Below are 24,951 nucleotides of genomic sequence, written 5' to 3' on the forward strand. Positions count from 1 at the left end.
CCCTAGATGCCGCTGAACCAGTTGTAGCCCTGGTCTTCCCAATAGCCACCGGGATAGTCGTTGGTCACGAACAGCGCCTGGATGTGTTTGGGATTCTTGAAGCCGAGCTTGGTGGGTACCCGCAGCCGCAGCGGATAGCCGTAGTCCGGCGGCAGGGCCACGTCGCCGAAGTCCAGCGCCAGCAGGGTCTGGGGGTGCAGCGCCGAGGCCATGTCGATGCTGGAGTAATAGCGGTCGGCGCACTTGAAGCCGACGTACTTGGCGCTGGTGTCGGCGCCGATGCGTTCGAGGAAGGTGCGCAGGGGCACCCCGCCCCACTGGCCGATGGCGCTCCAGCCCTCGATGCAGATGAAGTGGGTGATGTCGGCGCGTTGCGGCAGGCGGCGCAGGTCTTCCAGGGTCCAGGCCTGCTTGTTGGCGACCAGGCCGGAGACCTCCAGGCGATAGTCGCTGAGGTCCACTTCCGGAACGTTGTATTCGGGGTAGAAGGCATTGAAGGGAAAGGGATTGGTGATCTGGCTGGCGGCATAGGTCGGCGCCAGGCGCTCGCGGCCGAACAACCAGGCCTGTACCCGGTCGTTGAAGCGCGACATCGACCAGAGCACCTTGTCGACGCTATCGCCGTCCTGCAGGTTGCAGCCGCTGAGCATGGCCAGGGCGCCCACCGTCAGACCCTGCTTGAGCAGCAGGCGTCGTTGCAGATTTTCCACCTGCCGCTGTTGCGCCGGCTCCAGGCGCAGACGTTCACGCCGACTCATCGTTAACCTCCTCATGCGCCCGACCGGTGATCATCGGCGGCAGGGTGCGGGGTACCAGGATGACCAGGGCCAGGTGCACGACGACGAAGGCGCCGATGCCGGCCATGGCGAAGAAGTGCACGTAGCGGGCGGTGTCGAAACCGCCGAGCAGAGCGGCCAATCCCTGCAGCTGCACGGGTTTCCAGATGGCCAGGCCCGAGAGCACTACCAGCACACCGAGCGCCAGCACGCCCCAGTAGAGCAGGCGTTGCACGGCGTTGTAGGTGCCCAGCCGATGACCCAGGCGCAGGCGTGCGGCGGCGACGAAATCGCGGCCGATGGCGCGGGGCGACAGCGGCAGGAAATCGCGCCGGAAGTGGCCACTGAAAAGGCCATAGAGCAGATAGATCAGGCCATTCACCAGCAGCAGCCAAAAGACCGCCAGGTGCCAGGCGATGGCGCCGCCCAGCCAGCCGCCAAGGGTTGCCCAGGCGGGAAAGGTGAAGGGGAACAGCGGCGAGGCGTTGTAGATCGCCCAGCCGCTCATGAACATGCAGGGCATCGCCAGGGCGTTGAGCCAATGGGTGAGGCGCACCGGCCAGCGGTGCACCAGGCGCCGTCGCGAGGTGGTCATGACATTTCCCTCTTCACCGCGAGATGGAGGCGGTCGCCGTCAAACCAGGCGACCGCGTGGGGCTTACATGGGCGGGGTGAAACCGTCTTTACCGACAGCCACGCCCTTGGCGTGCTTGCCGTCTTCGGCGGGGAACAGCACCACCTTGGCGCCGGGCTTGAGCAGGCTGCGGTCGCCCTTCTCGACATAGGCGATGGGCACGTCTTCCGGCACCACCAGCTGCTTCTCGCCGCCCTTGTACTGCACGGTCAGGGTACGGCCGTTGGCCTTCTTGAGTTCGCCCACGGTGCCGTTGGTCATGGTGCCGGTGCTGCCATCGGCGTTTTCCCAGCCGTAGTGGCCTTCGCCGGAGCCGCGCAGGCTGGCCTCGAACACCGTCACCTCCAGCGCCTTGAGGGTGCCGTCCGGCTGCGGCGTGGCGGCCGAGCCGATGAAGCTGTTGGCTTCGATGCGATCCAGGTTGGCCTTGGACACGGCGCGGTAGCTGGTCTTGTCATCCAGCATCAGGGTCTGGTGGGCACCGTTGCGGGTGGTGAAGGCCAGGGTGTCGCCCTGGACGCTGTCCACGGTGCCACGCATGGGCTTGACAGTGGGCATGGGCGCGGCCTGGGCCAGCAGGGCGCTGCTGGCGAGCAGCAGGGCAAGGGAACCGCGGAGCAGAGTCTGGGTACGCATGAAACCTCCTGGGATAGGGAATCGCCCCGCCACAGTGCGACGCGTGGGGGGTCAGCAAGATGACCGGCGAATGACAAAAATGTCACCCAGCGAAGCGACCGGAGGCCCTACCATGACGTCATGCATATTCTCCTCATCGAAGACGACCAGAAGACCGGCGAGTACCTGAAAAAGGGCCTCGGCGAATCCGGCTACGCGGTCGACTGGACCCAGCACGGCGCCGACGGCCTGCACCTGGCGCTGGACGGCCGTTACGACCTGGTCATCCTCGACGTGATGCTGCCCGGCATCGACGGTTGGCAGATCATGGAAGTCCTGCGCAAGAAGCTCGACGTGCCGGTGCTCTTTCTCACCGCCCGCGACGGTCTGCAGGATCGCATCCGCGGCCTGGAGCTGGGCGCCGACGACTACCTGGTCAAGCCCTTCTCCTTCGTCGAGCTGCTGCTGCGCATCCGCACCCTGCTGCGCCGTGGCGTGGTGCGCGAGCCCGAGCACTTCCACCTGGCCGACCTGCAGCTGGACCTCCTGCGACGGCGGGTGACCCGCGGTGACGACCTCATCGTGCTGACCAACAAGGAATTCGCCCTGCTGCACCTGCTGCTGCGCCGTGAAGGCGAGGTGCTGTCGCGCACCCTGATAGCCGCCGAGGTCTGGGACATGAATTTCGACAGCGACACCAATGTGGTGGACGTGGCCATCAAGCGGCTGCGCGCCAAGGTCGACAACCCCTACCCGGTCAAGCTGATCCATACCGTGCGCGGCATCGGCTACGTCTGCGAGGTGCGGCCTTGAGCGCGCGGTCACCCTCGCTGATCCTGCGCGCCACCCTGGGTTTCGCCCTGGTGGCGCTGCTCGCCGTGGGCGGCGCGGGGGCCTTTCTCTACCACAGCCTGGAACGTACCGTGCTGGAGCGCGCCGACTACGCCCTGCTCGGCCGGCTCGCGCATTTTCGCAGCCTGCTCAGCGCCGACCTGTCGCTGGAAACCCTGGGCCGCAGTCCGCAGCTGTTCGCCAACATGCTGGGCAACGAGCAGGACGTCTTTCTCATCGGCACGCCGGGCGCCAAGCCGGTGATCGCCTCCAATCCGCTGCAGATCGCCCTCCCCGACCTGGCCGTGGTGCCACAGACGCGGCGACCGACCCGGGCCGATCTGCGCGAAGGCCAGCTGGCCGACGGGACCCGCTGGCGCGCGGCGCGGGTCGCGGTCAACACCCCCGAAGGCCCGGTGGAACTGACCGCCGCCCATGTGCTGCGCAACGAGGACACCACCCTGGCCGATTTCCGGCTGGGGCTGCTCGGCGCCGTGACCCTGGCCTTCCTCGCCACCGCCGGGCTCGGCTATCTGCTGCTGCGGCGCGGCCTGGCGCCGCTGCGGCGCATCGCCCGCCATGCCGGCGGCATCACCCCGACCCGACTGGCCGCGCCCCTAGAGCTGGCCGATGCCCCGCGCGAACTGCAGCCGCTGGTGGAAAACTACAATGCCATGCTGGCGCGGCTGGCCGACGGCTATGGCCGGCTGGTGCAGTTTTCCGCCGACCTCGCCCACGAGATCCGCACGCCGATCAACGCCCTCATGGGCCATACCGAGGTCGCCCTGCGCCAGGTGCGCAGCAGCGAGGACTACCAGACGCTACTGGCGTCCAACCTGGAAGAGCTGGAGCGCATCTCGCGGCTGGTGGAGAGCATCCTCTTCCTCGCCCGCGCCGACGACGCCCAGGCGGTGCTGACCCCGCAGCCGCTGCAACTGGACGAAGAGCTGGCGCGCATCGCCGACTATTTCGAAGGCCCGGCCGACGAGCGCGGCCTGCGCCTGGTGGTGGCCGGTGGCGGCCAGGTGGTCGCCGATCCGCTGATGCTGCGCCGCGCCCTGAGCAACCTGGTGGCCAACGCCATCCGCTACGCCGAACCGGATGGCGAGATCCGCCTGCAGGCGGAGGGCGAGCGTATTCGCGTCAGCAACACCGGCCCCGCCCTGGCGCCGGCGCATCTGCAACGGCTGTTCGACCGCTTCTATCGCGCCGATCCCTCCCGCCATCAACCCCATGATTCCAACGGCCTGGGCCTGGCCATCGTCGCGGCGATCATGCGTCTGCATGGCGGTCGTGCCGAGGTCGAGCAGAATGAACGAGGCATCCATTTCAGCCTGGTCTTCCCGACCCCGGCAGCCTGAACCGCGACCTATCGCTCAAACCACGCAACCGCCCGTCACCAAAGGACTTTTTCCGCTTGCCCAGGCGGGCTATGGGCTGCATCGACCCGCCCACTACTGTACATTCATCTACCTTAGGCAATAAGCAAGGGTGGTAGGCGATGAGCGTGGATGTCGAACTGGTGCTGGCCGGCAAGATCGGCTTCGCGGCGCACCAGAACGCGGTGCCCGTGCTGCGCGAATTGCGCCTCACCCACAGTGGCCAGGAAGCCCTCGCCGACCTCAGTCTGACGGTTACGGCCGAGCCGGCCTTCGTGGTCCCGCGCACCTGGCACCTGGAGCGCCTCGATCCCCAGGGCACCCTCTACCTCGATGATCGCGACCTCGAATTCGACGCCGCGCTGCTCGGCAGCCTGCAGGAGAGCCTGGTCGCCCAGCTGACCTTCACGGTGCGCCAGGGCGAGACGATCCTGCAGACGCGGCGCTATCCAGTCGAGTTGCTGGCACGCAACCAATGGGGTGGCGTGGACAGCATGCCGGAACTGGCGGCGGCCTTCGTCATGCCCAATGATCCGGCGGTGGATCGCCTGCTGGGCGCGGCCGCCGAGGTCTTGCGTCGCGCCGGCAAGTCCACGGCGCTGGACGGGTACGAGAGCGGCTCGCGGCGGCGCGTCTGGGAACTGGGCTCGGCGCTCTGGTCGGCGCTGTGCGGTCTGCAGCTGACCTATGCGGTGCCGCCCGCCAGCTTCGAGCGCCAGGGCCAGAAGATCCGCACGCCGGGCAGCATCCTCGACGGTGGCCTGGCCACCTGCCTGGATCTCGCCCTGCTCGCCTGCGCGGCGCTGGAACAGGCCGGCCTCAATCCACTGCTGGTCATCACCCGCGGCCATGCCTTCGCCGGGGTCTGGCTGCAACCCCAGGAATTCGCCCAGCTGCTCACCGACGACGCCGAGCCGGTGCGCAAGCGGGTGGCGCTCAAGGACCTGCTGGTCTTCGAGACCACCCAGGCCACCGCTTCGCCGCCGCCGTCCTTCAGTCAGGCCATGCAACTGGCCGAGCGGCAGCTGGACGACGAGACCTTCGTACTGGCCCTAGACGTCCGCCGTGCCCGCCTGCAACGCATCCGCCCGCTGGCGGTGCCCGGCCAGCCGGCCAGCAACGCGGACGGTCTGCTGCTGCCGGGCGAGGCCCTGGAAGAGGCCCCGCCGCTGCCGGCGTTCGACGTGGACGTCGAGGCGGCGCCGACCACCCCGGTCGGGCGCCTGGCGCTGTGGCAGCGCAAGCTGCTCGACCTCACCACCCGCAATCGCCTGCTGCACGTGCCGGACAACGCCCGCAGCGTGCCCCTGCTCTGCCCCGAGCCGGCCGCGCTGGAAGATCGCCTGGCCGAGGGCCGGGCGCTGCGCCTGGTGCCGCTGCCGGACCTGGCGGTGAGCGGCCGCGACGCCGTGCTGCACGAGGCCCGCGAACGCGAGAATCTCGACGACGAATACGCCCGCGGCGCCCTGGCCCGCGGCGAGGTGGCCGCCCCCCTGGATGCGACAAGACTGGACGCGGCGCTGGTGGAACTCTATCGCCGCGCCCGCAGCGATCTCGACGAGGGCGGCGCCAACACCCTCTACCTGGCGCTGGGCTTCCTGCGTTGGAAAAAGGCCGCCGACGATCCCAAGCACTACCGCGCGCCGCTGATCCTGCTGCCGGTGCGCCTGGAACGGCAGAGCGCCGCCAGCGGCATTACCCTGCACCTGTTCGAGGACGAGCCGCGCTTCAACCTGACCCTGCTGGAGCTCCTGCGCCACGACTTCGACCTGGACATCCCCGGGCTCGACGGCCCGCTGCCCGGCGATGGCAACGGCATCGACGTGGACGGCATCTGGACCAGGGTGCGGCGTGCGGTGCGCGACCTGCCCGGCTTCGAGGTCAGCAGCGAATTGCTGCTGGGCCAGTTCTCCTTCGCCAAGTACCTGATGTGGAAGGACCTCACCGAACGCAGCGACCAGCTGCTGGAAAGCCCACTGGTGCGCCACCTGCTGGAACGTACCGCGGAATCCGGCGCCTACCTGGGCGGCGGCAGCTTTCCCCGCGAGCGCGAGCTGGATCGCCAGGTGACCCCGGCCGAACTCTTCACCCCGCTGCCAGCGGATTCCTCGCAGCTGGCGGCGGTACTGGCCTCGGCCGGTGGCCAGGATTTCGTGCTCGACGGCCCGCCCGGCACCGGCAAGTCCCAGACCATCGCCAATATGATCGCCCACAACCTGGCGCTCGGTCGGCGGGTGCTGTTCGTCGCCGAGAAGCGCGCGGCGCTGGACGTGGTGTATCGCCGCCTGGAGGCCCAGGGGCTTGGCGAGTTCTGCCTGGAACTGCATTCGAGCAAGGCCTCCAAGGCCGAGGTGCTCAAGCAGCTGGAGCGCGCCTGGGATACCCGCGACGGCCTCGACGAAGAGGAATGGCTGGTCGAGGCCGCCGAGGTGGAACGCCTGCGCGATCGCCTCAATGCCGTGGTCGAGCGCCTGCACCGGCGCTGGCCCAACGGCCTGACCCTGCAACAGAGCATCGGTCGGGTACTGCGCGACGCCGCCCCCGATACCCCGCGCCTCGCCTGGTCCCAGGCCGACGCCCACGACGCCGAGGGCCTGGCCGAGTTGCGCAACGCCGTGCGGCGCCTGGCCCTGCACGCCGAGACCGGCCGCAGCCTGGCGGCGGATTTCGCGCTCTTGCCGGCCCATTCCTGGTCCAACGCCTGGCAGGATGCCCTAGTCAGCGCCGCCGAACGGCTGCGCGACACCCAACAGGTCCTGCAGCAGGCGCGGCAACGCCTGCGCGATGTCCTCGGTCTGCCACTGGCGGACCAGGTGGCGCCCCGTCGCCTGCTGGACTTCGCCGAGCTGCTGCAGAACGCCGCTGGCCAGGACCTGGCCTTCGCCTTCGGGCCTGGCGCTGCCGAGCGTCAGCGCCAGCTGGGGCGCGCCCTGGAGTTGCTGCGCGACTACCAGACGCTGGAGCGCGAGCTGTCGGTGCCCTATGCCGCCGAAGCCTGTCGCCGTGTCGCCCTGACCCAGTTGGAAACCGCCTGGGACGCCGCCGGGCAGCGCTTCTGGATCTTCGCCAGCCGCGCCCAGCGACAGGTCACCCAGGATCTCGCCCGCCAGGGCGAAACCCAGGGTCAGCCCGATGTGGCTGCCGATCTGCCGCGGCTGCGGCGTCAGCGCACCCTGCTCACCGAACTGGACGAGTTGACGCCCACCCTGGCTGGCATCAGTGGCTGGCAGGGTGTCACCAGCGATCTCGACGCCCTGCTCGCGCGCCGCGCCCTGGCGGAAAGACTGAGCGCGGCGCTGCCGCCCCTGGCGGAAACGCCCGAGCAGTTGCTGGCCCTGCGCCAGGCGGCGGCGCGCCGGTTGCAGCATCCCGAGGACCAGCCGGTGGACACCACCCTGGCCCCGGCCAGCGGCGCCTTCGCCGAGGCCCTCGACGCGGCCGAAGCCGCCCGCCAGGCATTCGCCACTCAGGCGGGATTGGCCAGTGACACCACCGCTGCCGAGCTGGTGCGTACCGCTGCCGCGCTGCTGCGTCAGCCGGGTCGCCTTAAGGCGTGGTGCGACTGGCAGCGCGTCCGCGAAGAAGCCGATGCCCTCGGCCTGGCAACTCTGATCGCGCGCGCCACGGCTGCCCCGGTCGAGAACCTGGCAACCCTGTTCGAGACCGCCTATGCCCGCTGGTTCGCCGCCACCGCGCTGGACGCCGAGCCGCTGCTGCGCGACTTCGTCCCGGCCGAGCACGAGAGCGATATCCAGGCCTATCGCCGGCTGGACGATCGCCTGCAGACCCTGGCCGTGCGCCATATCCGCGCCCTGCTCTGCCACGGCCTGCCAGCGAAGAACGACGCGGCGCGTCAGGGCGGCGGCTTCGCCGTGCTCAAGCACGAACTGCAGAAGCAGCGCCGACACAAGCCGCTGCGCCAGCTGGCCCTGGAAATGGGCGACGCCCTGGCGCGACTGGCGCCCTGCATGCTGATGAGTCCGCTGTCCATCGCCCAGTACCTGCCGCCGGACGGTGGTCTGTTCGACCTGGTGATCTTCGACGAAGCCTCGCAGATCGCGCCCTGGGACGCGGTGGGTGCCATCGCCCGCGGCGTGCAGGTGGTGATCGCCGGCGACCCCCGGCAGATGCCGCCAACGCGCTTCTTCGACCGCGCCGCCGGCGAGGACGACACCGCCGAGGACCTGGAAAGCATCCTCGACGAATGCCTGGGCGCCGGCATCTACAGCCACAGTCTCAACTGGCACTACCGCAGTCGCCACGAGAGCCTGATTGCCTTTTCCAACCACCACTACTACGACGGCAAGCTCATCACCTTTCCCGCCCCGGAGATCCGTCCGAGCGCGGTGGAATGGCGGCGGGTGGACGGCGTCTACGCCAAGGGCAAGGGCCGCCACAATGCCATCGAGGCCCAGGCCATGGTCGCCGAAGCGGTCAAGCGCCTGCTCGATCCAGCCTTTGCCGGCCTCAGCCTGGGCATCATCACCCTCAACAGCGAACAGCAGCGGCTGGTCACCGACCTGCTCGACCGCGCGCGCCAGCAGCACCCGGAGATCGAGGCGCACTTCGCCGAAGACCTGGCCGAGCCGGTGGTGGTGAAGAACCTGGAAACGGTCCAGGGCGACGAGCGCGACCTGATCATGCTCGGCATCGGCTTCGGCCCCACCGAGCCCGGCGCCAATACGATGTCGATGAACTTCGGTCCGCTGAACAAGGACGGTGGCTGGCGGCGCCTCAACGTCGCCGTGACCCGGGCGCGGCGGGAGATGCTGGTGTTCTCCTCCTTCGATCCGGGGCTGATCGACCTCAATCGCACCAATGCCCGCGCCGTGCGCGATCTCAAGCTGTTCTTGGAATTCGCCCAGCGCGGCCCCCAGGCCCTGGCCGCGGCGGTCAAGGGTTCGCTGGGTGGGCACGACTCCCCCTTCGAGGAAGCCGTAGCCCAGGCGCTAGAGGCGAAGGGCTGGCAGGTGGTGCCGCAGATCGGCGTGTCGCGCTTCCGCATCGACCTGGGCATCGTCCATCCCGATCGCCCGGGCGACTACCTGGTGGGTATCGAATGCGACGGCGCCACCTACCACAGCGCCGCCACCGCCCGTGACCGCGACAAGACCCGCAGCGCCATCCTCCAGGGCCTCGGCTGGACGCTCCTGCGCGTCTGGTCCACCGAATGGTGGATCGACCGCGCGGGCGCGACCGAACGATTGCATGGGGAGATCGAGCGGCTGCTGGAGGCGTCGCGGACGAAGGGTTGAGGGTGAGGTCTGTTGGGCTTCGCTGCGCTCAACCCAACCTACCAGGCCCACACCCGTAGGTTGGGTTGAGGCGGCCTTATCGCCGAAGCCCAACGATCCGCGCTCGACCCTGGCGCCGTTGGTGGGGGCAACCCTCACCCCAGCCCTCTCCCGGAGGGAGAGGGGGCGATTGGGTCCGGCGCAGGTGGTGGCTTGCCCCCTGGTATCACGCTGCCAGGGCGTCCGTAGCGTGGAAAACCGCGCCGCGTTTTCCACCGATCAATTGCACCTGGACGTGGATAAGGCTGCGCCGTTATCCACTCTACGCGGCTACCCCCTCTTCCTTTGGGAGAGGGCGGGGGTGAGGGTATTCCCGGACATGCCGATAGCCAAAGGACTGTTGGGCTTCGCTGCGCTCAACCCAACCTACCAGGCACCTGCTCACACCGAACTACCCCCTCTCCCCTTGGGAGAGGGCTGGGGTGAGGGCATTCCCGGGCATGCCGATGGCCAATGGACTGTTCGGCTTCGCGACGCTCAACCCAACCTAAACGGCCCAACCTACGGAGCGCGATCAATTACAGGATATTCAGCGGGTACTCGGTGATCAGCCGGGTCTCGGCCACGGTGCCGCCGGTGCTCTGGCTGCCGGAATGCCAGGCCTGGCGCAGGCGGAAGCTCAACTCCTTGGCCGGGCCGTTCTGCAGGACGTACTTGGCTTCCAGATCGGTCTCGTGTTCCTTGTCGCCGTCGCCATAGAGGCCGGCATAGGCCGAATCGGCGGCCACGTGGCTGCCGTCGATGCCGCTGCCGCGGGTATGCCGCACCATCAGGCTCAGGCCCGGCACGCCGTAGCTTTCCATGTCCAGGTCGTAGCGGGCCTGCCAGCTGCGCTCGCCCGGACCGTTGAAGTCGGAGAACTGCATCGAGTTGCCGAGCAGGATGGAGTCACCGAAGGACCCCGGCACCGGCGCACCGAACACCGCGTAGTCGAAGGGTTGGTCGCCATGGATACGCTGGTGGATCAGGGTGAAGGTATGGGCGCCGGTCTGGAAGGCGGCAGCCAGCGAGCCGGCGGTGTTGGCGATGGTGCCGGCCTTGGCGCTGCCAGCGTCCAGGGTGCGATAGAGGTTGGCGTCGAAGGTCAGGCTCTGCTCAGCCGCCAGCGGTACGACATAGTTGAGGTTGCCGTAGTACTGGTCCCAGACGTCCTCGAAGTGCCCGGCGTAGAGCGAGGCGCTGAGGTGATCGCTGAACTTGTAGACGCCCCCGGCATAGCTGGCCGAGGCCGCTTCCACGCCGGCATAGCCGGCGAAGATGCCGCCGTCCGAACCGGTGGTGCGCGGCGCCGTGGCGGCAGTGAAGTGTCCGCCTTCGAGCATCAGGTGATCGACTTCCTGACTCACCAGGCTCCAGCCACGGGCGGTCTGGGGAAACAGCCAGTTGCCGCCCGCCGCCAGCACCGGCGCCGTGGGCTGCTGGTCACCGTACTTGAGCACGGTGTTGGAGACGCGCAGCTTGACCGCCGCCCCGCCCTTGCTGAATTCGCTGCGCTGGCTGCCGTCGCCGTCCACCGGCATGTTCGGGGTATTGGCGTGGCCATCACCGCCATCCAGCTTGAGGCCCAGGTAGCCATAGGCATCCACGCCCACGCCCACGGTGCCCTGGGTGAAGCCCGAGGTGTAATTGAGCAGGAAGGCCTGGGTCCAGCTGCGCGGATCGCGACTGTTGCGCGCGGCGGCGCCATGGCCGTCGCCCTCGTTCTGGCGCAGGTAGTAGTAATTGCGCAGCAACAGGGTCAGGTCACCGTCTTCGACGAAGCCCTTGGCATCGGACTGCTGACTGGCCAGGGCGGCGCCGCTGAGGAGCAGGCCGGGCACGCCGAGCAGCCAGGTACGCCGACGGGCAAGGGGGGAAAACAGCGATAGCTTCATGGGCGGTTCACTCGGGGATCTCGGTGGGAATCGTTAGGTCGCGAACGAGTTTGCCAGCTAGCGCCGGCGCATACCACTTCGCTGACCGTGGTCATCGTCCGGTCACCTTCCTGTGCTGCGCTGACGGTTCGCCCTCTGCGCCCGAGATAACCCATGCCCAGCCAGCCCTTTGCCGTCGATCTCGCCTATCGCCCACGCCTCCCCGACCTGCGTCCCCTGTTGCCGGCGCAACCCGCCGGTCTGAGAAGCGCCGAGCCGCGCATCACTCCCTCCGCCAGCCTGGCGGATCGCCAGGGTTACCAGGCCGACTTCCTGGGCGCCTTCCAGGTCCCCTGGCCCCGTCCGAGCGCGGCCCTGGCCGGCGACGTCTATCCGCTGCCCGCCTCCGGCGATCGCCTGGACTACACCCACTTCTCGGTCACGCTCTCGCGCAGCCGGCGAATGGCGCTCTGGGTCGGCGTCAATATCGACGGCGACCAGCACGTCGAGGTGCCCCGTAGCCGCGATGCCTGGGCCTACGACGGCCGGGTGCCGCTGGAGGCTCAGCTCGGCGAGGCACTCTATGTCGACAACCTGCTCGACCGCGGCCACCTGGTGCGCCGCCAGGACCCCAACTGGGGCGCCGCCGCCACCCAGGCCAACCGCGACACCTTCCACTTCACCAACTGCGCACCGCAGATGGCCGCCTTCAACCAGCGGACCTGGCTGGAGCTGGAGGACTATCTGCTCGACAACACCCAGCGCTGGCAGGCGCGCATCACCGTCTTCAGCGGCCCGGTCCTGCGCGCGGATGACCGCCCCTATCGCGAGGCCCGGATTCCCGAGGCCTTCTGGAAGGTGGTGGCCTTTCTCGGTGACGACGGCAAGCCCTCCGCCAGCGCCTATCTGATCGACCAGCGGCGCGAACTCGACGAGCTCTCCATCGCCTTCGGTCGCCTGCGCACCTACCAGTGCAGCGTCCTGCGCATCGAGCAGCTGACCGGCATCGACTTCGGCCCGCTGCGCGACCATGACGGCTTTTCCAATGAGGAGCGGGCCACTGGCAGCCCCGTCGAGCGGGCCATCTTCGGCCCAGCCGATATGCTGCTCTAGCCCGGCTGCACGCAGGCGCGCGGCAGGCTGTTGCGCACGCCCAGCGCCGCCAGCAGGATCACCCCGCCCAGATAGAGTTCGGCGGCGCCGGCCAGGCCCAGCAGCGGCACCAGGGCGCTGACCGCCAGGGCGGGCAGGCAGAACGCCAGGTAACTGAGCACATAGAAGGCGGCCAGCAACCCGGCGCGCTGGGTCGGTTCGGCCAGCGGCAGCAGACTGCGGGTGGCGCCGAGAAAACCGCTGCCAAAGCCGACGCCGGTCACCAGGGTACCCAGGGCGAAGAAACCCAGCTGACCGCTGGCCACCGCCAACCAGAGCACGGCCGGACCGGCCACCAGGGTGACCGCGCCCAGGCGCAGCAGGCGCATGGGCGGCCAGCCACGCAGGCCGTGCAGACAGGCCGCACCGGTGAACGTCAGACCGGCCACCACCACCCCGCCGACCAGGATCGACGTCGTACCGGTCGCCGCCTTGACCAGCCCCGGCATCAACGACAGATAAAAGCCGCCCACCGCCCAGACCGCCAGTTCCAGCGGCAATACCCGCCAGAGCATGGCGCGAGCCTGGGGCGGCACCGCCAGCTGGGGACGCAAGGCGGCGAGCAGGCCCGGCCGGCGCGGTACGCGATCGGGCAGGCGCAGCAGCGCCAGGCCCTGCAACACGAACAGCAGCAAGAACAGCCGATAGACCAGTTGCAGCGGCGCCGGCGCGAATTCCACCAGCAGACCGCAACCCAGCGCGCCGACCGCCATGCCGAGCAGGGGCGTCAGGCTGTTCAACCAGGGGCCGCGCTCGGCATCCACGTCGAGCAGCGCCGCACCCAGGGCACTGGTGGCGATCCCGGTCGCCAGGCCCTGCAGGGCGCGGGCAAGGACCAGATCCGCCAGACCGTGGGCCTGATGGAACAGCAGCATGGAACCCGCTTCCACCACCAGCGCCGCCAGGATCACCGGCTGGCGCCCGAGGTGATCGGATAGCCGCCCGCCCACCAGCAAGGCGGCCAGCAGGACAAAGGCATAGATGGCGAACACCAGCGTCAGCCAAAAGGTGGAAAAGCCCCAGGCCTGCTGGTAGCTGGCATAAAGGGGTGTCGGCGCGCTGGACGCGGCGAGGAAGGTCAGCAGCACCGAGCCCAGCAGCGCCAGGCGTGCGGCGGGAGAGCCGTTCAGCGAAGACATGTCCGCACCTTAAAGCTAAATAATTGCTTTAAAGCCTGAACCCTTACCGCAGCAAAAGCAATGCGTTTGCGTTAAGAGCCGGGTATCCTGTCAGCATGACCAGCAAGCAAGCCCGTCCCGGTGGTCGCAGTGCCCGGGTTCAGCAAGCCATCCACGAGGCCGTCCTGGCGCTCCTGCAGGAACAGCCCCGGGAAGCCCTCACCGTCCCTCTGATCGCCGCGCGCGCCGGGGTCACGCCTTCGACCCTCTATCGTCGCTGGGGCAATCTGCCCAGCCTGCTGGCCGACGTCGACCTGCAGCGCCTGCGCCCGGACCAGCCGCCGGAAGACACCGGTAGCCTCAGAGGCGATCTCGAACGCTGGCTGGAACACTATGTCGACGACCTTGCCTCCACCCCTGGCCAGGCCATGCTCAGGGATGCCCTGGCCGCCACCGATCCGGGGTGCGCGGTGCGCTGCACCGAACCGACCCGAGAGCGCCTGGAGCTGCTGCTCGAACGCGCCCAACGGCGTGGCGAGCCAGCGCCGACCCTGGATGCCCTGCTCGACGGCCTGGTCGCCCCGCTGATCTATCGCACCCTGTTCGGTGCCGAACGCCCCGACCTGGCGCTATGCCTGCAGCTGCTTGCCCGGGTCCTGCGACCAGACCGCTAGGAAAAGCACCGGCCCCTAAACGACGAGGCCCGGACTGTCGCCAGTCCGGGCCTCGTGCCTTGGCAGCGGATCCCGTGGGATCCGCCAGAGGTTGCGCTTAGGCGGCGACCACCTTGTTGGCCGGCTGGGTACGACGACCCAGGGCACCACCGATGGCACCGACGATGCCGCCGATCACCAGGCTGATCAGCAGGACCCAGCTGGCCTGGGAGACCTTGCGGGCAGCCACGTCAGCCGCTTCGCGGGCCTTCTGCTCGGCCTGGGCCTTGAGCTCCTGGTACTTGGCATAGGCCTGCTGATAGGTCTGCTGGGCCTTGTCGACGATGGCGTTGGCCTCGGCGTCGCTCTTGCCAGTGCGGGCCTTGATCAGGTTCACCAGTGCCTGACGGTCAGCGGCGTTCCAGGCCTGGTCGCCACGCTGCTTCAGACGATCCAGCAGGGCACCCAGCTGGTCATCGGTCTGCTGCGGATTGTTGGCGCTGTTCTGGGCAGTGTTCTTGGCATCCTGTTCGGCGCCCTGAGCCTGCTGCTGCAGATTCTCCGGCTGCAGCTCGGTCTTACCGGTCTGGCGCAGCGCGGTTTCCAGTTCGTTCTGCAGATCACCCAGGTCGAGCTGGATGCCCTGCTGACGCAGTTGGTCCTGAACCTGGTTGGTCAGGGCCGGTGCCGCCTGGGACAGGCCGCTGCCGACCATCGACAGGCCACTGCCCGCCACGTTCAGACCGGTACGCACCACGCCGCTCACGGCACTGGACACCAGATAGACGCTGACCAGGGTCACGCTGGCCCAGACCAGGATGCCGTGCAGGGCGCCTTCGCGCTGCGCCAGGCGACCGGCGATCCAGGCGCCGACGAAGACCGAGACCACGGCGCTGACGCCGACCCAGATACCGGTGCCCTTGCCCAGGCCGGACAGCGGATTGGCTTCCTGTTGCGGATCGATGGAAGCCGAGCCGATGGCGGTGCCGAGCAGGCTCAGCAGCAGCGAAACGGTCAGGGCGATGACCACGCCGGCGATGATCGAACTCCAGGAAATGCGCTTCAGCAGAGGCGCGGTGGCGGTGGCCGTGGTGGCTGCATAGGCTGGGGTGTGACGGGCGTCATAGGACATGGCAAGTGCTCCGGGTGGTTATGAGAAGAACTTATTGTGGTAACGGATTGATACCGTCACGCTTTCGGAAGTTCCCAGACCCTTGTTCCAGAGCCCTCAGAGGTCGTAGGACCTCAGTTGTCCGCTATCCGAGCAGGATGTCGGCCAGCAGCTTCACATTGAGCACCACGATCAGCCCGGCGATCGCCCAGGCCAGCACCTGCGTGACCCGACCGATGACGAAGCTGCCCATCAGCTGGCGGTCCGAGACGAAGCGCACCAGCGGGATCACCGCGAAGGGCAGTTGCATGGACAGCACTACCTGGCTGAGCACCAGCAGCTTGGCCGTACCGCTCTCGCCATAGAGGCCGGTCACCACCACCACCGGGATCACGGCGATGCCCCGGGTGATCAGCCGCCGCGCCCAGTCGGGAATGCGCAGCGACAGGAAGCCCTCCATGACGATCTGGCCGGCCAGGGTCGCGGTGACGGTGGAGTTGATGCCCGACGCCAGCAGCGCCACCGCAAACAGCAGCGAGGCGATGCCGACGCCCAGCATCGGCGACAGCAGGTGGTAGGCGTTCTGGATCTCGGCCACGTCGGTGCGCCCGGCGCTGTGGAACACCGCCGCGGCGGTGATCAGGATGGCGGCGTTGACGAACAGCGCCAGCATCAGCGCCAGGGTGCTGTCGGCCACCGCCCAGCGCAGGCCCATTCGCCGCCCGGCCTCGGTGCGCGGATAGGCGCGGGTCTGCACGATGGACGAATGCAGATAGAGGTTATGGGGCATTACGGTGGCACCGATGATGCCGATGGCCAGGTACAGCGCGGCCGGATTGGTGACGATCTCCGCCTTGGGCAGGAAGCCGTCGGCAATCGCCGCCAGTGACGGCTGGGCCAGCACCATCTGCACGCCGAAGCAGACGAAGATCAGCGTCAGCAGGGCGATGACGAAGGCTTCCAGCCAGCGAAAGCCGCGATTCATCAGTAACAGGATGAGAAAGACGTCCAGCGCCGTGAGGATGGCGCCCCACATCAGCGGGATGCCGAACAGCAGATTCAGCGCGATGGCGGTGCCGATCACCTCGGCCAGGTCGCAGGCGATGATGGCGATCTCGCAGGCGATCCACAGCAGCAGGCTCACCGGCCGCGAATAGCGCGCGCGGCAGGCCTGGGCCAGGTCCAGCCCGGTGGCGATGCCCAGGCGTGCGGCCAGGGCCTGCAGCAGGATGGCCATGAGATTGGAGAGCAGGATCACCGACAGCAGCAGGTAGCCGAATTGCGAGCCACCGGCCAGGTCCGTGGCCCAGTTGCCCGGATCCATGTAGCCCACCGAGACCATGTAGCCGGGGCCGATAAAGGCCAGCAGCCGGCGCAGCCAGCTGCCGCCTTCGGGAACCGGCACGCTGGCATTCATCCGCCCCAGGCTGGGCCGGGCGGACGGCGCAGGCTCCTGCCAGGCAGGCTCGACGTAGCTGGCGGACTCTTTCATGGCGGACTCGTGCGGCAAGGTAGGACTACCCTTTGGAGAATTTAGCCTAGGCTAAAATTCACACATCCAGCAATAAAAAATCTCTATCTCATCCGTCGATAACGCCCATTGGCGAAGGAATCTTTGGTATTCGCTCGCAACTCGGTCAAAATGGCGCCCGCACGCGTCCTCTCGACGCGCCTCAGGTCTTTGCGGAGAAGGTCATTCAGGTGGGCAACATGACAAAGGACGACGAACTGCTGAATCGGTTGGTCGATCCATCCATTCATATGGAAGGTTTTCAACAGGTCCGCGAAGCCCATCGTCAGGAGCTGATCGAAGACTATGTCGAGCTCATTTCCGACCTCATCCGGGACGGCGGTGAAGCCCGTCAGGTGGATATTGCCGCGCGCATCGGCGTCGCCCAGCCGACCGTGGCCAAGATGCTCAAGCGCCTGGCCGCCGCCGGCCTGATCGTGCAGCGTCCCTATCGCGGCGTCTTCCTCACCCCCGAAGGCGAAGCCCTGGCCGAAGCCAGTCGCGCGCGCCACCACGTGGTGGAGACCTTTCTGTTGACCCTGGGCGTGGACGCCGATACCGCACGGCGCGATGCCGAGGGCATGGAGCACCATGTCAGCGAGGCCACCCTGGCCGTCTTCCGCCGTTTCATCGCCAGCCGTCAGGCCTGACGCCTGCGGCTTTAGTCGAAAGTCGCTCAGCTTCCCTTAAGAAAATCCCGGCACCGTCGAAGTAGTGGAAGTCATACTTTCACTCCTCTCGGTGCCCTGCCATGTTCAATCGCCCCCTCAAGACCGAACTCGCCCAACTGCGTGCCGAAGTCGCCGAATTGCGTCAGTTGCACGCGGGCTTCGAAAGCCAGGCGCTCAGTCTTACCGTGGATGACCGTGGCAACATCGAGAAGGTCAACGAGCGCTTCTGCCGTGAGATGGGCTATCGCGCCGAGAACGTGGTGGGGCGTCCGCTGGATGCCTTCATTCCCGAATACGTCAAACAATTGCCCTGCTATCGCGATCTCAAGAGCGCACTCAGCCAGGGCCAGCAGACCAGCGGCATGTACCGCCTGCTGCGGGCCAACGGCCAGGAAGCCTGGCTCTATGCCACCTGGCAGCCGCTGCGTGACGCCGATGGCCGGATTCACAAGACCATCTGCTACGGCAACGACCGTACCGAACAGGTGGAGACCTCCACCGAGCACTCCGGTCTGATCAATGCCCTGCTGAGATCCACCGCGGTCATCGAATTCAACCTGGCCGGCGAGGTGCTCACCGCCAACGACCGCTTCCTGCAGGGCATGGGCTATTCACTCAAGCAGATCCAGGGCAAGCACCACCGCATGTTCTGCACTAGCGAAGAGAGTCACTCCGCCGACTACCAGGCGTTCTGGGCACGGCTGAATCGCGGCGAATTCATCGCCAGCCGCTTCAAGCGCATCGACAGCCACGGTCGCACCGTCTGGCTGGAAGCCTCCTACAACCCGGTCCTCAATACCCGTGGCGAGCTGTACAAGGTGGTGAAATTCGCCACCGTCATCACCGCCCAGGTGGAACAGGAACAGGCGGTGGCCGAGGCGGCCAAGGTCGCCTTCGACATCTCCCAGCAGACCGACGAAAGCGCTCGTCAGGGCGCCGAGGTGGTGCAGGACACCGTCGCGGTGATGCGCAAGATCGCCGAGGAATTGCAGGTCGCGTCCAACGGCATCGAGGCCCTGGGCGAGCAGTCGCTGGTGATCAGCACCATCGTCAAGACCATCAGCGGGATCGCCGAACAGACCAACCTGCTGGCGCTCAACGCCGCTATCGAGGCGGCACGGGCCGGCGAACAGGGCCGCGGTTTCGCCGTGGTGGCCGACGAGGTCCGCCAACTGGCCGGCCGCACCAGCAAGGCCACCGAGGAGATCGTCGGGGTGGTGCAGCAGAACCAGCAACTGGCGCAGACCGCCGTGGCCAACATGGCGGCGAGCAAGCACCAGGCGGAACAGGGCCTGCAACTGGCCAACGCCGCGGGTACCCGCATCACCGAGATCCAGGACGGCGCCCAGCGCGTGGTCGGGGCGGTGGGTCAGTTCGCCCGCCGCCTCAACTAGCCCGGCGCCGGACGCCGCCACCCGAGCAGCCCCAGCGCCGCCAGGGTCACCCCCAGGCTGACCAGCAGGCACAGCCCGAGCAGGCCACGGTCACCCCAGTTCTCCCGAGCCAGGGCATAGCACCAGGGCGCGGCCGCCGAGAGCAGGAAGCTCGGCGCCAGCAGCTTGCCGGTCAGGCGCGCATAGAGCGCCCGATCGAACAACTCCAGCGGCAGGCTGGCCCGCAGCACCGCCACCAGGCCGTTGAGGGCGCCATAGAGAAAGACGAAGCCGGCGGTGAGACCGAGATGGCCTTCGCTCGCCAGCGCCAGGGCAAAACTTAGCGGCAGGCCGAGGCCCAGCACCAGATTGAGCTGACGCGCCGAAAGCCGCTGGCCGGAAGCCAGCTCCGCCAGCCGCGCGCAGACCTGGCCGATCCCCCACAGCGCCGCTACCCCCACCGGCACCCCACGCTCGGCCAGCAGCGCCGGCAGATGGGCCGACAGCCCCGCCGACAGAAAGCCGATCAACGCCATCCCGGTGGCGAACAGCACGCCGGCCAGGCGCGGCGAGCCGCCCCCTGCCGCGGGCGGCAATTCGGCACTGGGCAGGCGCCCACGCACATTGGGCAGCGGCAAGAGCAGCAGCACGCCGGCCAGGGCGATGCCGGCATAGACCACCAGCCCCAGGCGCCAGCCCAGCACCTCCAGCAGCCAGTGCCCCAGCGGCCAGAACACCGCCGAGGCCAGCCCGCCGAGCAGGGTGATGCGCACCATCACCGCCCGCGAGCGCTCGCCGGCCAGGCGCGCCAGGGTGGCGAAGGCGGCGTCGTACAGCGACAGGCGCATACCCACGCCCAGGGTCACCCAGGCCAGGTAGAACAGCGGCGCCGACTGGGCCGCCGCCAGGCCCAGGCAACCCAGGGCATCGAGCACCAGGCCGAGTTGCAGGGTACGACAGCCGCCCAGGCGTTCGATCACCGCGCCGCTGAAGGGTGAGACCAGCCCCATGGTCAGCATCGCCAGGGAAAAGCCGCCATAGACCCAGCGCGCGTCCCAGCCCAGTCCCGCGGCCATCGCCGGGCCATAGACACCCGGCAGATAAAAGGCCAGCCCCCAGGCCAGCAACTGCATCAGCCCCAGCTGCCAGATGGCGCGATCGCTCGGCATCGGCGTCATCAGCGCGTACCCGGGGTCCGCTCGCCCTCACCCAGGCTGCGCTGCATCAGGACCGTGTCCACCCAGCGCCCATGCTTGAAACCCACCGCCTCGAAGGTGCCGACGGTGCGAAACCCCAGGCGCTGGTGCAGGGCGATGGAGCCCTGGTTGGCGCTGTCGCCGATCACCGCCACCAGTTGGCGAAAGCCCGCCGCCATGCAGGCCGCGACGATCTCTTCCAGCAGCCGCCGGCCGATACCCTGGCCACCCAGGCCGTCGCGCACATACACCGAGTCTTCCGCGGTATGGCGATAGGCCGGTCGCGGGCGATAGAGCACCGCATAGGCATAGCCCACCACCGCGCCGTCCCGTTCGGCCACCCGGTAAGGCAGCCTGGCCTGGCGCACCGCTGCCAGCCGGCGCTCCAGCTCGGCCAGGTCCGGTGGCTCCAGCTCGAAACTGGCGCAGCTGCGCAGCACGTGTTCAGCATAGATGGCCTGGATGGCCGGCAGATCGGCGGGGGTGGCATCGCGCAACTGCAGAGCGGTGTTCACGGGAGAGGTCCATTCGCGGGGTCGATTAAGTGATCATGCCGGGACGGCCAGCCAAAGATAAAGCTATGCTCGGTTATCACCGGTATAAGTGAAACCTTGGCATGGCCGACCTCAACTTCACCCAGTTGCAGACCTTCGTCCAGGTCGTCGCCACCGGCAGCTTTTCCGCCGCGGCCGATCGCCTGGGGCTGAGCCAGCCGGCGGTCAGCCTGCAGATCCGCCAGCTGGAACGGCGCCTGGGTCTCAAGCTGCTGGAGCGCCTGGGACGGGGACTCAAGCCCACCGCCGCGGGCAGTCTGCTGCTTGACCACGCCGAACAGATCCAGACGGCGGTGGACCAGGCCCTGCAGGCCCTGGCCAGCCATGGCGAGACGGTCAGCGGACGGGTCGCCATCGGCACCGGCGCCACCGCCTGCATCCATCTCCTGCCGCCGCTGCTGGGCCAGTTGCGCCAGCGCTTTCCCCAGCTGGACGTGCGGGTCAGCACCGGCAACACCCTGGACGTCCTGCGGGCGGTGGAAGACAACCGCCTCGACCTGGGCCTGGTCACCCTGCCCGCCAGTGGCCGCAACCTGCAGGTGGAGCCGCTGCTGGAGGATGCCTTCGTCGCCCTGCTACCGCCTGCCAGTCCGTTACCGACAGGTACGCTGGCCCCGGCGGAACTGGCCGAGGCGCCGCTGCTGGCCTTCGAGACCGGCAGCAGCACCCGGTTGCTAATCGACGACTGGTTCCGCCGCGCCGGCCAGGCCAGCCGGCCGGTGATGGAGCTGGGCAGCATCGAGGCGCTCAAGGAACTGGTGGCCGCCGGACTCGGCTACAGCCTGGTGCCCGGCATCGCCGTGGCCACCGAGCACCATCGCCACGGCCTGAGGGTCCAGCCACTGGCGCCGCCCCTGACCCGCACCCTGGCCCTGGTGCTGCGCCGCGACAAACCCCTGAGCCGCCCGCTGCAGCAGGTGCTGGAAGCGCTCCGGCGGTTGCGTCGCTGAGCAGGGCTCGACCGCGCGGCCGCCACGCCTTATGATTCGATAATTCAACGATCATTGAATTATCGAATCATGCAGGAAGAACTCGCCGTATCCGCCCTCTCCGCCCTGGCCCATGCCCAGCGCCTGAGGGTCTTCCGCGCCCTGGTGGTCGCCGGCACGGCCGGCCTCATGCCCAGCCAGTTGGCCGACCAGCTCGAGGTGGCCCGCAGCAACCTCTCCTTCCACCTCAAGGAACTGGCCAATGCCGGTCTCGTCACGGTGGAGTCCCAGGGACGCAACCTGATCTATCGGGCGGCCTACGAGCACATGAATGCGCTGCTCGGCTATCTGACCGAGCACTGTTGCGCCGGCGGCGACTGCGTGGTCAGCGAATCGCCGCGCTGTGCCTGCTGATCCGCTGACCCGCACCCATCCACCGATCATCCGACCAGGCCCGCCGCCATGCACAGTCCCCACGCCTGCCCACCGGCAGCACCCGCCATGAACACCTTCGAGCGTTACCTCAGCCTCTGGGTGGCGCTCTGCATCGTCGCCGGCATCGCCCTCGGCCAGCTGGCACCGGGCCTGTTCCGCTTCATCGGCCGGATCGAGCTGGCCCAGGTCAATCTGCCGGTCGGCCTGCTGATCTGGATCATGATCGTGCCGATGCTGCTCAAGGTGGATTTCAGCGCCCTCGGTCAGGTCCGCCAGCACTGGCGCGGGATCGGCGTCACCCTGTTCGTCAACTGGGCGGTCAAGCCCTTCTCCATGGCGCTGCTCGCCTGGCTGTTCATTCGGGAGCTCTTCGCGCCCTGGCTGCCGACCGAGCAGCTGGACAGCTACATCGCCGGACTCATCCTGCTGGCGGCGGCGCCCTGCACGGCCATGGTCTTCGTCTGGAGTCGACTCACCCAGGGCGATCCGCTGTTCACCCTGTCCCAGGTCGCACTGAACGACACCCTCATGGTGTTCGCCTTCGCCCCCATCGTCGGTCTGTTGCTGGGTCTGTCGTCGATCGCGGTGCCCTGGGCCACCCTGCTGCTTTCGGTGATCCTCTACCTGGTGCTGCCGGTGATCCTCGCCCAGCTCTGGCGGCGCACGCTGCTGCGCCAGGGCCAGGCCGCCTTCGACAGCACCCTGGCCCGCCTGGGGCCCTTCTCGATGGGAGCCCTGCTGGCGACCCTGGTGCTGCTGTTCGCCTTCCAGGGCGAGGCGATCCTGGCGCAGCCGCTGGTGATCGCCCTGCTGGCCGTGCCCATCCTGATCCAGGTGCTGTTCAATTCGGCCCTGGCCTACTGGCTCAATCGCCAGGTGGGCGAGAGCCACAGCGTCGCCTGTCCCTCGGCGCTGATCGGCGCCAGCAACTTCTTCGAACTGGCGGTGGCCGCCGCCATCAGCCTGTTCGGCTTCCACTCGGGCGCCGCCCTGGCTACCGTGGTGGGGGTCCTTATCGAGGTACCGCTGATGCTGCTGGTCGTGCGCCTGGTGAACGGCTCCCGCGGCTGGTACGAACGCGGCGCCCTTTCCGCCCGTCGAGACCATCCATGAACAGCGCCATCACGATCTACCACAACCCCGCCTGCGGCACCTCGCGCAACGTGCTGGGCCTGATTCGCAACAGCGGCGTCGAGCCGACGGTCATCCACTACCTGGAGACACCGCCCGACAAGGCGCAGCTGGAGCGGCTGATCGCCGACCTGGGCATGCCGGTACGGGAGCTGCTGCGCCAGCAGGGTACGCCCTACGCCGAGTTGGGCCTGGACGATCCGCGGCTGGATGACGCGGCCCTGATCGCCGCCATGCTCCAGCACCCTATCCTGATCAATAGGCCCATCGTGGTGACCGCCCTGGGTACCCGGCTTTGCCGCCCCTCGGGACGGGTGCTGGAGATCCTGCCCGAGCCGCAGCGCGGACCCTTCGTCAAGGAAGACGGCGAGGTGGTGGCTCCTTCTGCGACGCCGCGCGGCTGATCGGGCCGCCATGCGCGACATCGCCCGCGATAAGGACAGCGCCTGGCAGGTCTTCCTGATCTTTCTGCGCCTGGGCTGCACCAGCTTTGGCGGGCCCATCGCCCACCTGGGCTATTTCCGCCAGGCCTTCGTCACCCGCCGTCAATGGCTGGATGAAGCAGCCTATGCCGAGCTGGTCGCGCTCTGCCAGCTGCTGCCCGGTCCGACCAGCAGCCAGGTCGGCATGGCATTGGGCCTGGGGCGCGCCGGCGGCTGGGGCCTGCTGGCGGCCTGGCTCGGTTTCACCCTGCCCTCCGCCCTGCTGCTGATCCTGTTCGCCCTGGGCCTCGCCTACGCGCCGGGATTGGCCGACTCGGGCGCGGTGCATGGGCTCAAGGTGTTTGCCGTGGCGGTGGTGGCCCAGGCGGTCTGGAGTATGGGCCGCAGCCTGTGCCCGGATACGCCGCGTCGCGTCCTGGCGCTGGTCGTCGCCGGCCTGGCGCTCTGGCTGCCCGGTTCGGCGGGGCAACTGCCGGGGCTAGGCCTGGCCGCCCTGGTCGGTCGCCTGGCACTGGCACCGACCGCCACGCCGCCGGCCCTGGTCCTGCGAACCGGACTCTCCCGGCGCCTGGGGGTCGTCGCCCTGCTGCTGTTCCTGCTGCCGCTGCTGCTATTGCCCGCCTGGAGCCACCTGGCCGAGGGTGTCTATCGCGCCGGCGCCCTGGTCTTCGGTGGCGGCCATGTGGTGCTGCCGCTGTTGCAGGCGGTAGTGGTGCCCGGCGGCCTGGTCAGCGATGGCCAGGTCATGGCCGGCTACGGCCTGGCCCAGGCGGTGCCCGGACCGCTGTTCACCTTTGCCGCCTACCTGGGTGCCCTGTGCCCGCCGCCCTGCCCGCCTGGCTCAATGGCCTGCTCTGGACCCTGCTGATCTTTCTGCCCGGCGCGCTCATCCTGCTCGCCGTCCTGCCCTTCTGGCAGAGCCTGCGCCAGCACCCCGGCTGGCAACGCGCCCTGACCGGACTCAACGCGGGGGTGGTCGGCCTGCTGCTGGCGGCCCTCTACGATCCGGTCTGGACGGGAGGCATCCGCGGCCCGCTGGACGTCGCGCTGGCCGCGCTGGCCCTGGTGCTGCTCCTGAGCACCCGCTGGTCGCCCGTCCTGATCGCGCTATTGGTCGTTCTGGCCGCCTGGTTGTTGAACTTTTAGCGCACTACCGTTTAGCGGCGTGCCACTAGTGGCCCGATGAAATTGCGGCGTGGTTCGCTGTAGCTCCGTGGAAAGCTAGGCACTGTCGGCGTGACGTTCAGCTGTATGAAACGTCTTGCCCTGCGCGAGAACGTGTCCAGCGAGCGC

The 24,951-nt window shown here is 68.2% G+C and carries 20 protein-coding genes and 1 pseudogene; 12 read left to right on the forward strand and 9 right to left on the reverse strand.

Annotated elements, in window-relative coordinates; translation table 11 throughout:
* Positions 1-2: 2 nt before the first annotated feature.
* The 3 genes from AABM56_RS16555 to AABM56_RS16565 form a co-directional block, all read right to left on the reverse strand.
* Positions 3-758, reverse strand: coding sequence for a molybdopterin-dependent oxidoreductase (locus AABM56_RS16555; protein ID WP_133862661.1), 756 nt, complete (start codon positions 756-758; stop codon positions 3-5).
* Positions 745-1,371, reverse strand: a complete 627-nt coding sequence (locus AABM56_RS16560; RefSeq protein ID WP_133862660.1) for a cytochrome b/b6 domain-containing protein — start codon at positions 1,369-1,371, stop codon at positions 745-747. Before AABM56_RS16560 ends, AABM56_RS16555 begins: the two co-directional genes overlap by 14 nt.
* A 63-nt stretch (positions 1,372-1,434) precedes the next feature.
* Positions 1,435-2,046 carry a hypothetical protein gene (locus AABM56_RS16565; RefSeq protein ID WP_017640014.1) on the reverse strand — a complete coding sequence of 204 codons (612 nt, stop codon included), beginning with the start codon at positions 2,044-2,046 and terminating at the stop codon, positions 1,435-1,437.
* Positions 2,047-2,166: 120 nt separating this feature from the next.
* Here AABM56_RS16565 and AABM56_RS16570 point away from each other — a divergent pair, with 120 nt between their 5' ends.
* From AABM56_RS16570 to AABM56_RS16580, 3 genes are all read left to right on the forward strand, one after another.
* Positions 2,167-2,838: a heavy metal response regulator transcription factor gene (locus AABM56_RS16570; protein ID WP_093254533.1), complete on the forward strand. Its 672-nt coding sequence runs from the start codon at positions 2,167-2,169 to the stop codon at positions 2,836-2,838.
* Positions 2,835-4,217 (forward strand): heavy metal sensor histidine kinase, encoded by a 1,383-nt coding sequence (locus AABM56_RS16575; RefSeq protein WP_273861353.1) that lies wholly within the window; start codon positions 2,835-2,837, stop codon positions 4,215-4,217. The genes AABM56_RS16570 and AABM56_RS16575 overlap by 4 nt, the downstream gene beginning before the upstream one ends.
* A gap of 140 nt (positions 4,218-4,357) precedes the next feature.
* Positions 4,358-9,490 (forward strand): DUF4011 domain-containing protein, encoded by a 5,133-nt coding sequence (locus AABM56_RS16580; protein WP_347883509.1) that lies wholly within the window; start codon positions 4,358-4,360, stop codon positions 9,488-9,490.
* Between the two features lie 557 nt (positions 9,491-10,047).
* On the opposite strand, the gene AABM56_RS16585 is transcribed toward AABM56_RS16580, so the two are convergent.
* Positions 10,048-11,403 (reverse strand): OprD family porin, encoded by a 1,356-nt coding sequence (locus tag AABM56_RS16585; protein ID WP_133862656.1) that lies wholly within the window; start codon positions 11,401-11,403, stop codon positions 10,048-10,050.
* Between the two features lie 153 nt (positions 11,404-11,556).
* On the opposite strand from AABM56_RS16585, the gene AABM56_RS16590 reads away from it, so the two are divergent.
* Positions 11,557-12,495 carry a DNA/RNA non-specific endonuclease gene (locus AABM56_RS16590; protein WP_347883510.1) on the forward strand — a complete coding sequence of 313 codons (939 nt, stop codon included), beginning with the start codon at positions 11,557-11,559 and terminating at the stop codon, positions 12,493-12,495.
* Here AABM56_RS16590 and AABM56_RS16595 read toward each other — a convergent pair.
* The gene (locus AABM56_RS16595; RefSeq protein ID WP_133862654.1) at positions 12,492-13,673 is read right to left on the reverse strand and encodes an MFS transporter; all 1,182 of its coding nucleotides are present in this window, start codon (positions 13,671-13,673) and stop codon (positions 12,492-12,494) included. The genes AABM56_RS16590 and AABM56_RS16595 overlap by 4 nt on opposite strands.
* A gap of 95 nt (positions 13,674-13,768) precedes the next feature.
* Between AABM56_RS16595 and AABM56_RS16600 the strand changes: the two genes are divergently transcribed.
* On the forward strand, positions 13,769-14,326 hold the full coding sequence (locus AABM56_RS16600) for a TetR/AcrR family transcriptional regulator (RefSeq protein ID WP_133862653.1): 558 nt from the start codon (positions 13,769-13,771) through the stop codon (positions 14,324-14,326).
* Positions 14,327-14,423: 97 nt separating this feature from the next.
* Here AABM56_RS16600 and AABM56_RS16605 read toward each other — a convergent pair whose 3' ends face one another.
* On the reverse strand, positions 14,424-15,437 hold the full coding sequence (locus AABM56_RS16605) for a YrzE family protein (protein ID WP_133862652.1): 1,014 nt from the start codon (positions 15,435-15,437) through the stop codon (positions 14,424-14,426).
* Between the two features lie 124 nt (positions 15,438-15,561).
* Positions 15,562-16,908: an Nramp family divalent metal transporter gene (locus AABM56_RS16610; protein ID WP_133862651.1), complete on the reverse strand. Its 1,347-nt coding sequence runs from the start codon at positions 16,906-16,908 to the stop codon at positions 15,562-15,564.
* A gap of 218 nt (positions 16,909-17,126) precedes the next feature.
* Between AABM56_RS16610 and mntR the strand changes: the two genes are divergently transcribed.
* Both mntR and AABM56_RS16620 read left to right on the forward strand, forming a co-directional pair.
* A complete protein-coding gene (gene mntR / locus AABM56_RS16615) occupies positions 17,127-17,576 on the forward strand; it encodes a manganese-binding transcriptional regulator MntR (protein ID WP_017640022.1) in 450 nt (149 codons plus the stop codon).
* Positions 17,577-17,677: 101 nt separating this feature from the next.
* Complete coding sequence (locus tag AABM56_RS16620; protein WP_133862650.1) at positions 17,678-18,991, forward strand: PAS domain-containing methyl-accepting chemotaxis protein; 1,314 nt, start codon at positions 17,678-17,680, stop codon at positions 18,989-18,991.
* Here the strand turns inward: AABM56_RS16620 and AABM56_RS16625 are convergent.
* On the reverse strand, positions 18,988-20,148 hold the full coding sequence (locus AABM56_RS16625) for an MFS transporter (RefSeq protein WP_133862649.1): 1,161 nt from the start codon (positions 20,146-20,148) through the stop codon (positions 18,988-18,990). The two genes, AABM56_RS16620 and AABM56_RS16625, sit on opposite strands and share 4 nt — an antisense overlap.
* Complete coding sequence (locus AABM56_RS16630; protein WP_133862648.1) at positions 20,148-20,681, reverse strand: GNAT family N-acetyltransferase; 534 nt, start codon at positions 20,679-20,681, stop codon at positions 20,148-20,150. The genes AABM56_RS16625 and AABM56_RS16630 overlap by 1 nt, the downstream gene beginning before the upstream one ends.
* A 101-nt stretch (positions 20,682-20,782) precedes the next feature.
* Here AABM56_RS16630 and AABM56_RS16635 point away from each other — a divergent pair, with 101 nt between their 5' ends.
* The 5 genes and pseudogenes from AABM56_RS16635 to chrA all read left to right on the forward strand — a co-directional run bounded on the left by AABM56_RS16635 (position 20,783) and on the right by chrA (position 24,804).
* The gene (locus AABM56_RS16635; RefSeq protein ID WP_133862647.1) at positions 20,783-21,670 is read left to right on the forward strand and encodes a LysR family transcriptional regulator; all 888 of its coding nucleotides are present in this window, start codon (positions 20,783-20,785) and stop codon (positions 21,668-21,670) included.
* Between the two features lie 69 nt (positions 21,671-21,739).
* Complete coding sequence (locus tag AABM56_RS16640) at positions 21,740-22,063, forward strand: metalloregulator ArsR/SmtB family transcription factor (RefSeq protein WP_133862646.1); 324 nt, start codon at positions 21,740-21,742, stop codon at positions 22,061-22,063.
* A gap of 48 nt (positions 22,064-22,111) precedes the next feature.
* Positions 22,112-23,197 (forward strand): ACR3 family arsenite efflux transporter, encoded by a 1,086-nt coding sequence (gene arsB / locus AABM56_RS16645; protein ID WP_347883511.1) that lies wholly within the window; start codon positions 22,112-22,114, stop codon positions 23,195-23,197.
* Positions 23,194-23,619 carry an arsenate reductase (glutaredoxin) gene (gene arsC / locus AABM56_RS16650; protein ID WP_133862645.1) on the forward strand — a complete coding sequence of 142 codons (426 nt, stop codon included), beginning with the start codon at positions 23,194-23,196 and terminating at the stop codon, positions 23,617-23,619. The genes arsB and arsC overlap by 4 nt, the downstream gene beginning before the upstream one ends.
* Before the next feature lie 10 nt (positions 23,620-23,629).
* A pseudogene (chrA, locus tag AABM56_RS16655) lies at positions 23,630-24,804 on the forward strand (chromate efflux transporter).
* The last annotated feature ends 147 nt before the right edge of the window (positions 24,805-24,951 follow it).

Origin of the sequence: Pseudomonas aestiva, from assembly GCF_039908605.1 — a bacterium.
Lineage (GTDB): Bacteria > Pseudomonadota > Gammaproteobacteria > Pseudomonadales > Pseudomonadaceae > Chryseomonas > Chryseomonas aestiva.